The sequence below is a fragment of the Enterococcus lemanii genome, from assembly GCF_016909125.1.
GTDB classification, from domain to species: Bacteria; Bacillota; Bacilli; order Lactobacillales; family Enterococcaceae; genus Enterococcus_I; species Enterococcus_I lemanii.
In genome coordinates this window covers 1-11,952 of record NZ_JAFBFD010000036.1, presented here as the reverse complement: position 1 = coordinate 11,952, position 11,952 = coordinate 1, and the positions used below count along the sequence as shown (strand labels likewise).

The 11,952-nt window shown below is 37.2% G+C and carries 9 protein-coding genes; 7 read left to right on the top strand and 2 right to left on the bottom strand.

Annotated features, from left to right (window positions below; genetic code table 11):
* Position 1 precedes the first annotated feature (1 nt).
* From JOD14_RS10225 to recQ, 3 genes are all read left to right on the top strand, one after another.
* Positions 2 to 409 (top strand): SRA domain-containing endonuclease, encoded by a 408-nt coding sequence (locus JOD14_RS10225; protein WP_204654716.1) that lies wholly within the window; start codon positions 2 to 4, stop codon positions 407 to 409.
* An 86-nt stretch (positions 410 to 495) separates the two neighbouring features.
* The gene (locus JOD14_RS10220; protein ID WP_204654715.1) at positions 496 to 2,421 is read left to right on the top strand and encodes a fructose-1,6-bisphosphatase; all 1,926 of its coding nucleotides are present in this window, start codon (positions 496 to 498) and stop codon (positions 2,419 to 2,421) included.
* A 20-nt stretch (positions 2,422 to 2,441) separates the two neighbouring features.
* Positions 2,442 to 4,184: a DNA helicase RecQ gene (recQ, locus tag JOD14_RS10215; RefSeq protein ID WP_204654731.1), complete on the top strand. Its 1,743-nt coding sequence runs from the start codon at positions 2,442 to 2,444 to the stop codon at positions 4,182 to 4,184.
* Between the two features lie 60 nt (positions 4,185 to 4,244).
* On the opposite strand, the gene JOD14_RS10210 is transcribed toward recQ, so the two are convergent.
* A complete protein-coding gene (locus tag JOD14_RS10210; RefSeq protein ID WP_204654714.1) occupies positions 4,245 to 5,243 on the bottom strand; it encodes a LacI family DNA-binding transcriptional regulator in 999 nt (332 codons plus the stop codon).
* A gap of 224 nt (positions 5,244 to 5,467) precedes the next feature.
* Here JOD14_RS10210 and JOD14_RS10205 point away from each other — a divergent pair, with 224 nt between their 5' ends.
* From JOD14_RS10205 to JOD14_RS10190, 4 genes are all read left to right on the top strand, one after another.
* Positions 5,468 to 6,730 (top strand): galactooligosaccharide ABC transporter substrate-binding protein GanS, encoded by a 1,263-nt coding sequence (locus tag JOD14_RS10205; RefSeq protein WP_204654713.1) that lies wholly within the window; start codon positions 5,468 to 5,470, stop codon positions 6,728 to 6,730.
* 64 nt (positions 6,731 to 6,794) lie between these two features.
* Positions 6,795 to 8,075 (top strand): galactooligosaccharide ABC transporter permease GanP, encoded by a 1,281-nt coding sequence (locus tag JOD14_RS10200; protein WP_204654712.1) that lies wholly within the window; start codon positions 6,795 to 6,797, stop codon positions 8,073 to 8,075.
* Position 8,076: 1 nt separating this feature from the next.
* Positions 8,077 to 8,937: a galactooligosaccharide ABC transporter permease GanQ gene (locus JOD14_RS10195; RefSeq protein WP_204654711.1), complete on the top strand. Its 861-nt coding sequence runs from the start codon at positions 8,077 to 8,079 to the stop codon at positions 8,935 to 8,937.
* A gap of 10 nt (positions 8,938 to 8,947) precedes the next feature.
* Positions 8,948 to 10,993 carry a beta-galactosidase gene (locus tag JOD14_RS10190; RefSeq protein WP_204654710.1) on the top strand — a complete coding sequence of 682 codons (2,046 nt, stop codon included), beginning with the start codon at positions 8,948 to 8,950 and terminating at the stop codon, positions 10,991 to 10,993.
* A gap of 104 nt (positions 10,994 to 11,097) precedes the next feature.
* Here JOD14_RS10190 and JOD14_RS10185 read toward each other — a convergent pair whose 3' ends face one another.
* On the bottom strand, positions 11,098 to 11,856 hold the full coding sequence (locus JOD14_RS10185; RefSeq protein WP_239576174.1) for a Gfo/Idh/MocA family protein: 759 nt from the start codon (positions 11,854 to 11,856) through the stop codon (positions 11,098 to 11,100).
* Positions 11,857 to 11,952: the final 96 nt, after the last annotated feature.

The following is an 11,952-nucleotide window of genomic DNA, read 5'->3' as shown; positions in this document are numbered from 1 at the left end:
TATGCTCGAATTACCTCAAAAAGGCATGGTTTTGAATAACAAACTAATCACCGAAGTTTTTGGTTGTCAATTTGAAGGCGGCATTCGCAAATCAAAGAAAAATCACCTGCTCGTTCTAATCAATGATCCTGCGCAAAGCTTGTATCAAAATCGTTGGGAAAAAGACGTGTTTTATTTTACCGCAATTGGGAAAAAAGGCAATCAGAGTCTCGAAACGCCTTGGCAAAATCGTGATTTAAGCCAAGTCAACATCGCAGGACAACGCGTTTTTTTATTCGAAAAATTAAAACCTGCCCATTATCTTTTTCAAGGGGAAGTCGTTGTCGGACAACCAGTGACTGAAATCCAACCCGATGAAGCCGGCCACGCCCGCGAAGTCTTTGTTTTTCCAGTTCGGTTGAAAAGTTGAAGGCAGATTCACTAAACTTGTTTGTTTTATCTATACATGTTCGAATGAATTTGCTATAGTAAAAGGAAATAAAGTGGGGTGTGGGGATGAAGGAAAAGTATTTTCAACTATTAAAAGGGCAATTCACTGAAAAAGAAGACGTTTTAACAGAAATGATTAACTTAGAAGCGATTTTACAATTACCCAAGGGGACAGAACATTTTGTTAGCGATGTTCATGGGGAATACGAAGCGTTTAATCACGTATTGCGCAATGGTTCAGGTAGTGTGCGGGCAAAAGTCGAAGAGTCACTTGCAGGTTATCCACCAGAAGCGGTCACGGATTTGTGTACCTTAATTTATTACCCACGCGAAAAAACAGCGCTTGAAAAAACACGACACGAGGACAAAGAAGCGTTAAATCAGTGGTATCGCGAACAAATCTATCTCTTGAGCCAAGTGACCGTTTATGCTGGTCGCAAATATACGCGCTCGAAAATGCGTAAATCTTTTCCACCAAAATTTGCGTATGTTATTGAAGAATTGTTAAATGAAATGACGAATAAAAAAGATAAAATTGATTATTACACCTCAATTATTGATAAAATTATTGAACTCAATCAAGCCAGTCGCCTCATTCGAGCATTGGCGGCTTCGATTCAGCGTTTAGTCGTCGATCACTTACACGTTGTCGGTGATATTTATGATCGAGGCCCCCAACCCGATGACATTATGGAACGTTTAATTGGTTTGCACTCCGTTGATATCCAGTGGGGCAACCATGATATCGTTTGGTTGGCCGCTAAGGGGGGCTCTCGGCCGGCTTTAATGAACTTGATTCGAATTCAAGCACGTTATGGCAACTTAGCAATTTTAGAAGACCGCTATGGCATGAACCTAAGAGCTTTGATAGAGTACAGTCAAAAATATTACACGAGTTTACCAACTTTTGAACCAATGATTGATGCGAACGATCATTGCTCAAAAAATGAACGCCTATTATGCAACCAAATTCAACAAGCTTGTGCCATTTTGCAATTTAAACTCGAAGGGCAACTAATCAAAAGAAGACCTGATTTTCAAATGGCGCACCGTCTTGTGTTAGATCAAATTGATTATGCGCAACAAACGATCACGATCAAAGGCCAAACCTATCCTTTAAATGATTTCGTTGCACCGACAATCGATCCACTTGATCCATGTCGTTTAACTAGTGAAGAAGAAGGGTTGTTAGCTCATTTACTGACGAATTTTCAAGATTCGGAAAAACTGAGTCGCCATATGGACTTTATGTTTGAAAAAGGTCAGATGTATTTGTGTTATAATCAAAACTTGTTGTTCCATGGTTGTATTCCACTGCATGAAAATGGGGACTTCAAATCGCTTCGCATCGAAAATCAAAGTTATGCCGGCAAAGAATTGCTTGATTTTTATCAAGAACAAGTGGCCATTTGTTATCAAAATCCAAAAGTTTATGATGACTTGGCAACGGATTTAATGTGGTACTTATGGGTAGGTGAATGTTCTTCTTTATTTGGTAAAAAAGACATGACAACTTTTGAACGCTATTATATTTTAGATAAAAGCAGCCACTTAGAAGAAAAGAACGCTTATTACGAACTGCGTAATGAAGAAGCGATTTGCCAAGAAATTCTTCAGGCCTTTGGGTTACCTAAAGACGGCCATATTATTAATGGACACACGCCGGTAAAAGAAAAACAAGGCGAAAGCCCGCTAAAAGCCAATAAACGCTTAATTGTGATTGATGGTGGGTTTGCTAAAGCGTACCAAAAGACGACGGGAATTGCCGGCTATACGTTATTATCAAATAGCTATGGGATGCAACTAGCAGCTCATCAACCGTTCACCTCTATCCAAGATGCCGTCGAAAATGGCACCGATATTCATTCGGTCATGCGTTTAATCGAATCGGTGGAAGAGCGTAAAAAGGTGGCCGAAACGAATATTGGTCAAAAATTAAAACAAGAAAGCCAAGATTTACTTTATTTATATCAAAATTTTGATCGCTTTTAAGAAATAAGGAGGAAATTTTTATCAATCCGTATCAATTATTAGCTGAAAAATTTGGCTACTCCGAGTTTCGACCTGGCCAAGCAGCCATTATAGAGAAAGTTTTAAAAAAAGAAAATGTATTAGGGATTATGCCCACAGGTGGTGGGAAATCGATTTGTTATCAACTACCCGCTTTAATGCTTGAGGGGTTAACCCTCGTTGTCTCTCCGCTAATCTCTTTAATGAAAGACCAAGTCGATCAACTCAATGAGATGGGAATTCCAGCGACGTATATTAATAGTACCTTGTCCCCGCAAGAGACAAGCCAACGCTTTCGCCAAGCTGCTCAAGGCGAAGTGAAATTATTGTATGTGGCACCTGAGCGAATGGAATCTTATGATTTTCAAGAAATGTTACGCTATGTTCCTTTAAGTTTACTAGCGGTGGATGAAGCCCATTGTATTTCACAATGGGGACACGATTTTCGTCCGAGCTATTTCCGCGTGGCTGAACGAATCCAACAATTTGATCAACGGCCCCCAATTATTGCGCTAACAGCGACTGCTACGCCACAAGTTGCGCAAGATATTTGTGAACGATTAACGATTCCTTTTGAAAATGAAGTCAAAACGGGATTTGCACGCGAAAATCTTGCTTTTCAAGTCGTTAAAAACCAAAAAGATACTTATTTGCTACAATATTTAAAAATGAACAAAGACCAAGCAGGCATTATTTATGCGAGCACTCGTAAAGAAGTGGATCGTCTGTACCATTTATTAAGTCACCAACAAATAAAGGTTGGTAAGTATCACGCTGGTTTAAGTGAAGTCGAGCGTTCAAAAAATCAAGAAGACTTTATTTTTGATCGGACCCAGGTGATTGTGGCAACGAACGCGTTTGGTATGGGGATTAATAAAAGTAACGTACGCTTTGTGATTCATGCACAAATGCCAGGTAATTTAGAATCGTATTACCAAGAAGCCGGGCGTGCCGGACGCGATGGTTTACCGAGTGAAGCGATCTTGATGTACGGGGCACAAGACGTACAAATTCAACAATTTTTTATTGAACAATCTGAAAGTGATCTCACCTATCGTCAAAGCGAATACGTGAAATTACAAGAAATGAATCAATATGCACACACGCAAATGTGTTTACAGCGTTATATTTTGCGCTATTTTGGTGAAAATGGCACCGATTGTGGTCGTTGTAGTAATTGTCTTGATGAACGTGAAGTCGTTGATATTACCGTTGAGACGCAGAAAGTTTTGTCTTGTGTCAAACGGATGGGGGAACGTTTTGGTAAATCACTTGTTGCCAAAGTACTCGGAGGATCAAATGACCAAAAAGTCAAGCAATGGCGTTTTGAGGCATTACCAACTTATGGTTTAATGAAAGATTGGACGCAAAAAGACTTAACAGGTCTCATTGATTATTTAACAGCAGAAGGGTATTTAACCCCATCTGACGGCCAATTTCCAACGTTAATGGTTTCGCCTTTAGGGGTAAAAGTCTTACGAGGCGAAGAAACAGTCAGCCGCAAACAAACCGTTGTGAAACAACTCGTTGAAAATGATGCATTATTTGAAGAATTACGACAACTACGTTTAAGTTTAGCGCAAGAACAAAATTTACCCCCTTATATTATCTTCTCGGATCAAACATTAAAAGAACTCGCCCAAAAACAACCACAAACAGCACTTGCTTTTTTAGAAATTAAAGGGGTGGGGCAAAATAAACTCGAGAAATATGGTGAAGCTTTTTTAGCTGTTTTAAAAAAATAAATAAAATGTATAACCTTTGAAACCATCGTTGATAAAACGATGGTTTCAAAGGTTATTTGTTTATAAGGTAAAGCTTTTACGCTCAATAAGTTCTGCCCCAACTAAAACTGTTTTTGTTGTTTTTCTTGGATAAAGTAGTTGATCAACAAGCATGTCAATTGCAGTTCGCGCTAATTCTTCCACATCGATTTTTAAGGTCGTCAAAGGAGGAGAGACAAATTTAGCAATCTCATTGTCGTTAATGCTGATTAACTCTAATTTATCTGGAATTAAAATACCAGCCTCGTTAAATGCTTGCAAAGCTCCAACGGCAATCGTGTCTGATGCAACAAAAATGCATTCGGGTAAATGCTCTTTTCCTAAAGTCTCAATCATTTTTTCTGTTAATTTGGCGCCTTGGTGAACAGTAAATTTTCCACCAGAAAAAATATATTGGTCCTCCAATTTTTCTAATTGAGTTAGGTATTGTCGGAAAATGGTTTCTCTAGAATCTTCTTCATCATAATCAGAGTCTGGGTTATGATAGGCACCGCCAATAAAGCCGATTTTTTCATAGCCTTTTTGTATAAATAAATCAATCGCGTGACGAGTCATACGATCCGTATCAGGCTTAACGGTATCAAATAATTCAGGTTGAGAATTCATTTCAAGAAAAACACCATTTGGACAAATTTTCTTTAATTGATAAATTTCCGAACTAGAAAATCCGCCAATACCAATGAAACCTGCTATGTTTTTAGGTAGCGCTTGAATACCGTCCTCGTGCTTAATAGTAACAATGTCTAAATTATTAATTTGTGCATATTTTTCAATCGATAAACGCAATTGGTGGAAATATAAATCTTGGAGCTCTTCTTGATTGGTCATCCAAAATAATAATGCAATTTTTTCGATGGTTGTTTTAATTTTAGAACGGTCATAACCGAGTTCAATTGCAGTATTGATTATTTTTTTTCGCGTTTCTTCCCCAATGGATAAGGAGTCGTCTCCTTTTAATAAGCGAGAAACCGTGGCTTGTGAAAATCCGGCCGCTTCTGCTATTTTTTTTATAGTCACCATATAATCACCTCGACTTAAGTATAACGGATACACTTGATTTAGTAAATAAATTTACGAAATTTTCACACTAGATAAAACGCTTGATTTCGCGCTGTTGGAAAGATATTAAGAAAATATAGTTAAAAAAATTATCTTAATTAGTAAAAAAATGTTTACAAATAGACTAAATTAATTTACTATAAGGTTGTAGGTAACGTTTTCAAAAATGAAAGGGGTCTTTAATAATGAAAAAAATGACAGGTTTATTATTGTTTAGTGCACTCGCATTTGGTTTAGGCGCTTGTGGTCCAGGAGAAGGGACAACAACAGGCAAAACAAACACTAAGAATAAAAATGATTATGATTTGCTTGTTTGGGAGGATCAAGATAAAAAAGGTGGAATTGAAGAAGCAGTTAAACAATTTGAAGAAGAAAATGATGTGAAAATAAAAGTAGTTGAAAAAGCTTACGCAGGTCAGGTTGAAGATTTACGTTTAGATGGGCCAGCTGGGACAGGAGCAGATGTGATTACAATTCCAGCCGATCAAATTGGAACGGCCGTTACAGAAGGATTGTTAGCAAAACTAGATATCGATGCGGCAACTCAAGAATTATATACTGAAGCTGCGATGCAATCGCAAATCGTCGATGGAAATGTGTATGGTTTGCCTAAAGCGGTTGAAACTCAAATTTTATACTACAATAAGGCGCTTGTTGCAGAAGCTGATTTGCCAACAACGACTGATGAATGGTTTGATTTTTCTAAAGAAATGCTAACCAATAATCAATATGGATTACTGGCTTTATGGGATCAATTATATTATGCCCAAGGAATTATGAGTGGGTATGGTGGTTATGTCTTTGGTCAAGAAGCGGATGGTACCTTTAATTCTGCAGATATTGGGCTAGCAAATCAAGGAGCCGTTGAAGCCGGTGAATATATTCAAGAATTCTATCAATCGGGCGTCTTTCCAACAGGTATTATTGGAGAACAAGGCATTAACGTATTAGACTCTTTATTTACAGAAGGTAAAGCAGCAGCTGTAATTTCAGGACCATGGAACTTGACTCCTTATAAAGAAGCGGGCATTGATTATGGTGTGAAAGAATTGCCACTATTAAGTAATGGTGAGCATATGGGTTCATTTATTGGCGTGAAAAGCTATAACGTTAGCAGTTACTCTAAAAATACAGAATTAGCGCAAAAGTTTGTTGAATTTATTACGAACGCTGAAAATTCAGCTGTTCGTTACGAAAAGACATTAGAAGTTCCAGCTGTGATTTCATTAGCGGACAATCCTTTAATTCAAGAAAGTGAAAGTGCTTTAGCTGTTTCTAAGCAATCTCAATTTGCGAAATTAACTCCAGGAATTACTGCGATGAACGCTGTCTGGGAACCTACCGATGCCGCTTTACAAACAATTGCAACAGGTAAAGGTAAACCGAGTGAAGTTTTACCACAAGCTGTTGAACAAATCAAAGCATCAATTGCAGCCAGTAGCAATTAAATGAAACGAAAGGTAAAAAGGTGGCTGTAAAGTCACCTTTTTCCATAAAAGAGGAGGATGCTTGATGGAGAGCACAGTAAACACAAAGACTACACAAGCAAAAAAAGCATTACTGTTATCAATAATTCCCGGAATGGGTCAATTGTACAATCGCCAAAAATTAAAAGGACTCCTATTTCTGACAATTACCGCTTTGTATTTTATCGTCTTTGCGGATTTATTTAATATGGGGATATGGGGACTAGTTACTTTAGGCACGGAAGTCCCACGTGATAACTCTATTTTTTTACTAGCAGAAGGCTTAATTGCGTTGATTGTTATTGTATTTGGTTTATTTTTTTATTATTTAAATTTACGAGATGCCTATAAAAATGGAGAATTACTTGATCAAGGCTTGAAGGTTAATTCGTTAAAAGAAAGCTATCATGCGCTTTTGACAGAAGGCTATCCCTACTTGTTGAGTAGCCCAGCTTTCTTTCTATTAGTTTTCTCAGTTATCTTCCCGATTTTATTTAGTATCGCTTTAGCTTTTACCAACTATGATCTATATCATTCTGCGCCAGCAAATCTAGCGAATTGGGTTGGTTTGGAAACATTTAAAAAAATCTTTACCGTGGATATTTGGCGTGCGACTTTTTTTAATGTTCTAGGCTGGACTGTTATTTGGACGCTAGTTGCTTCAACTTTACAAGTAAGTTTAGGTATTTTTTTAGCGGTTGTTGTTCACCAAAAGAAATTACGATTTAAAAAATTTTTCCGCACAATATTAGTATTACCATGGGCAGTTCCAGGTTTTGTGACGATTTTGATTTTCGCAGGCATGTTTAATGATAGTTTTGGAGCAATTAATCAGTCCATTTTGAGCTTTTTTCATATCGCTCCAATTCCTTGGATGACGGATGCAAATTGGACGAGATTAGCACTCTTAATGATTCAAGGTTGGCTTGGTTTTCCATATATTTTTATTGTCACAACGGGAACATTGCAATCCATTCCGGAAGATTTATATGAAGCTTCAACGATTGATGGTGCAACTGCCATTCAACAGTTTCGTAAAATTACATTGCCATTATTGTTGTATTCAATGGCTCCAATTATTATCACTCAATTTACTTTTAACTTTAATAACTTTAATATTATTTATTTGTTTAATGCAGGAGGCCCAGCTGTTCCAGGGTCAACAGCTGGTGGGACAGATATTTTGGTTTCTTGGATTTATAAATTGACCATGCAAAATAGCCAGTATGCATTGGCCGCAGCACTGACGATTTTATTATCAATTTTCGTTATTGGGATTGCTTTATGGCAATTTAAGCGCACCAATTCCTTTAAGGAGGAAGTATAGTATGAATAAAAAGATAAAAAGTATGAAAGCTCAAAACAATGTCAAACTTGTTTTATCGTATTTGTTTTTGATATTCATGGTTGTTATTATTATCTATCCGTTGCTTTGGACAATTACCGCAAGTTTTAATCCTGGAAATAGTTTAGTTAGTACCAGTTTAATTCCTAAAAATCCAACAACAGCGCATTTCTCCCGTCTTTTTTCAAACGACGGAACGTTATATTATGGTAAATGGTATTTGAATTCATTGAAAGTGAGTCTTTTTACAATGCTTCTTTCATTAATCTTTGTCTCAATGACTGCTTATTCTTTTTCAAGGTTTCGTTTTAAAGGTCGAAAAAATGCGTTAGTCTTATTTTTACTTTTACAAATGATTCCTCAATTTAGTGCATTAATTGCTATTTTTGTCTTAGCACAAATGCTAGGGTTGATCAATAGTCACTTGCTTTTAATTTTGATTTATGTAGGTGGCCAAATTCCAATGAATACTTATTTGTTGAAAGGTTATTTTGATACGATACCACTTGATTTAGATGAAAGTGCTAAAATTGATGGCGCAAGCAACACACGTATCTTTTGGCAAATTATTCTACCACTTTCACGTCCGATGCTAGCGGTCGTTGCGATGAATGGCTTTACTGGACCACTAGGTGATTTTGCGTTGTCTTCAGTACTATTACGTAATCCAGAATATTATACGCTGCCAATTGGTTTATACAAATTAGTTACTGACAAAATGGGGGCGAGCTACACTACTTTTGCTGCAGGAGCGATACTAATTAGTATTCCAATCGCTCTTGTATTTCTAGCATTACAAAAACATTTTGTCACAGGCTTAACAGCTGGTGGCACGAAAGGATAAGATTGATAAAATGACACGTTACCAAAATGAAACTCGTTTATTGCATGGCGGAGATTATAATCCAGATCAATGGTTAGATCATCCGGAAATTTTAGAAAAAGATTTGGAACTGATGAAAAAATCAAAATCGAATACTTTTTCAATTGGCATGTTTTCTTGGAGCCAGCTTGAACCAAGAGAAGGGGAATTTCATTTCGAATGGTTAGATAAAATTATTGATAACATTGGCGAAATGGGAGGAAATGTTATCTTAGCAACCCCAAGTGGCGCCAGACCAGCTTGGATGTCAAAGAAATACCCAGAAGTATTAAGGACAAATAATCGTCGTGAAAAAATGTTACATGGTGGTCGCCACAATCACTGCTTCTCTTCTCCGCTTTATCGCGAAAAAATAAGCATCATTAATCGAAAGTTAGCCGAACGTTATGGTGCTCACCCAGCATTGTACATGTGGCATATATCCAATGAGTACTCTGGGGACTGTCATTGTACTTATTGTCAAGAAAATTTCCGCTTATGGTTAAAAAACAAATATGGAAATTTAAAGAATTTAAACGATGCGTGGTGGGGTCCATTTTGGAGTCATGCTTACTCAGATTGGTCTGAAATTGAATCTCCGTCAAGTATTGGTGAGACAATGGTGCATGGGCATAATTTAGACTGGAAGCGATTTGTAACAGATCAAACAATTGATTTTTATGAACACGAAATTAAAGATATTCGTCAGTTAACGCCAGAAATTCCAATTACGACAAACTTTATGGCAGATACCCACGATTTAATTCCTTTTCAAAGTTTAGATTATGGAAAATTTGCATCGCACGTTGATGTAATTAGTTGGGATTGTTATCCTGCTTGGCATAATGACTGGGAAACAACAGCTGATTTAGCTAGTAAGGTTGGATTTATTAATGATCAATATCGTAGTATGAAACAAAAATCTTTCTTAATTATGGAATCAACGCCTAGTGGTGTAAATTGGCATGAAGTGAATAAGGTAAAACGACCAGGAATGCACTTATTATCATCCATGCAATTTATTGCCCATGGTTCGGATAGTAATCTTTATTTTCAGTGGCGTAAATCACGAGGCTCTTCTGAAAAATTTCATGGTGCAGTCGTGGATCATGATAATAGTGAGGAAAATCGTGTATTTAAAGAAGTTGCTCAAGTTGGAGAAGTGCTTGAAAAAATGAAAGAAATTAAAGGCAGTTATAAAGAGGCAAAAGTTGCGATTATTTATGATTGGGAGAACAATTGGGCTTTAAATGATGCACAAGGATTTTCGAATGCTTCAAAACAATACCCTCAAACGCTCCAAGCACACTATCGTTATTTCTGGGATCAAGATATTGCTGTCGAGGTAGTGACGTCCGATGCAGATTTGTCAAAATATACCTTAGTAATTGCACCAATGCTATATTTAATCCGTGAAGAAACAATGACGCGCTTTGCAGAATATGTTAAAAATGGTGGAACATTAGTTTCAACGTATATTACTGGGTATGTAAATGAATCAGATTTAACTTATCTGGGTGGTTGGCCAAAAACACTTCAAGAAATTTTTGGTTTAGAAGTCAAAGAAACGGATACGCTTTATCCAAAAGACAAAAATCAACTTATCTATCAAGGACTGCCTTTTGAAATCCATGATTACTGTAGCATTCTTGCTTTAAAAGAAGCTAAATCACTAGCGAACTACACAAAAGATTTTTATGCAAATACACCTGTAATTACAAAAAATAATTATGGTAAAGGGACTGCCTATTTTATTGGTGCACGCACAACATTTGATTTTCTAGAAGCCTTTTATGCAGAAATTGCCCAAGAAAAACAACTGTTGAATAAATGGGTTGTTCAAGGGGATAAAGAAGTTTCCGTTCAATCACGCGATTTTGAAGATTATACTTATCAATTTGTTATGAATTTTTCAGAACAATTGAAAGAAATCCAAGTAGCTAGTAGCGGGATTGATTTAATTACCGGAAAAGAAAAAAATAAAAACTTACAATTACAACCTTATGAAGTATTATTAATAAAAGTTAACGAAGGATAAATTTTCTTAGAATAATAAAAAGCACCCTATCAGATAGACGCTTTCAAAAAGCCGACTTCTGATAGGGTGCTTTTAGTTATAAACACAAGGTTCTTTTTCTCTTTTTAAACCCGTTCAATCGTTTCGTGATCAATCGAACGTTGGGCGGCTAGAGCGAGTTTACTAGCGAGGACGCTGGACTCTAAGTTTGAGACAGGGGTTTTATCGGTTTGAATTGCTGCGATAAAATCAAGCAATTGTTCTTCATCGCCAGGTTCCATATTGGTTTCTTCATGGTTATTTTGATAAGTTAACGTTTCGGCTTTTAGGCGATCGGTCACGATAATTTTGTTCGTGACATCATCAAAATAAAGTTCCCCCTTCGTTCCGAAAAAGTGGAATTCACGTTTATAAAAAGCCGCAAATTGACACAATTGATAGGTGGCTTTGGCTTTGTTTTCGTAACGAATCATCACGGTTTGGTGATCATCAACATCGACTTCGCTATGAAAGACACAGCTATCTGGCCAATTGTCTGACCAAGAAATTTTCTTTTCTTTGGCTAGGTTTTGAATGCTTTCTTCACAAGTCTCGTTGATTGGACAATTGGCGCAATGCAAGTCGTTGGCGACAGGTTGGCCAAATTTTTTATAAGCCCCCACTTCGCCAAAAACCATCAAATCGCCAAAAGCCACGACCTTTTCTGGCCGGCTGTCTAAATACCAATTGACTAAATCGAGTGAGTGGGTTGCTTTTTGTAAAAGTAAAGAAGTTGATTTCGCGCGTGTACGGTGCCAATCGTGAAAGTATGCATAGCCACCGTATTGGACGTGGTCAATTACATCCGCCATAATCACTTGTCCAATTAAACCACTAGCTAGCATTTAATTCTTGATTCTTCAAGCTCGCAATCATTCGAAGCATCCCTTCTGCGCCACTTTCCGACCAGTACTTCCCTTGTCCCTTCATGCGATAGGTAT

Bases quoted from the DNA above. Each gene is read 5' to 3' on its own strand.
- JOD14_RS10190 (WP_204654710.1), top strand. From the start codon at position 8,948: ATGACACGTTACCAAAATGAAACTCGTTTATTGCATGGCGGAGATTAT.
- JOD14_RS10205 (WP_204654713.1), top strand. From the start codon at position 5,468: ATGAAAAAAATGACAGGTTTATTATTGTTTAGTGCACTCGCATTTGGT.
- JOD14_RS10195 (WP_204654711.1), top strand. From the start codon at position 8,077: ATGAATAAAAAGATAAAAAGTATGAAAGCTCAAAACAATGTCAAACTT.
- JOD14_RS10225 (WP_204654716.1), top strand. From the start codon at position 2: ATGCTCGAATTACCTCAAAAAGGCATGGTTTTGAATAACAAACTAATC.
- JOD14_RS10220 (WP_204654715.1), top strand. From the start codon at position 496: ATGAAGGAAAAGTATTTTCAACTATTAAAAGGGCAATTCACTGAAAAA.
- JOD14_RS10185 (WP_239576174.1), bottom strand. From the start codon at position 11,856: ATGCTAGCTAGTGGTTTAATTGGACAAGTGATTATGGCGGATGTAATT.
- JOD14_RS10200 (WP_204654712.1), top strand. From the start codon at position 6,795: ATGGAGAGCACAGTAAACACAAAGACTACACAAGCAAAAAAAGCATTA.
- JOD14_RS10210 (WP_204654714.1), bottom strand. From the start codon at position 5,243: ATGGTGACTATAAAAAAAATAGCAGAAGCGGCCGGATTTTCACAAGCC.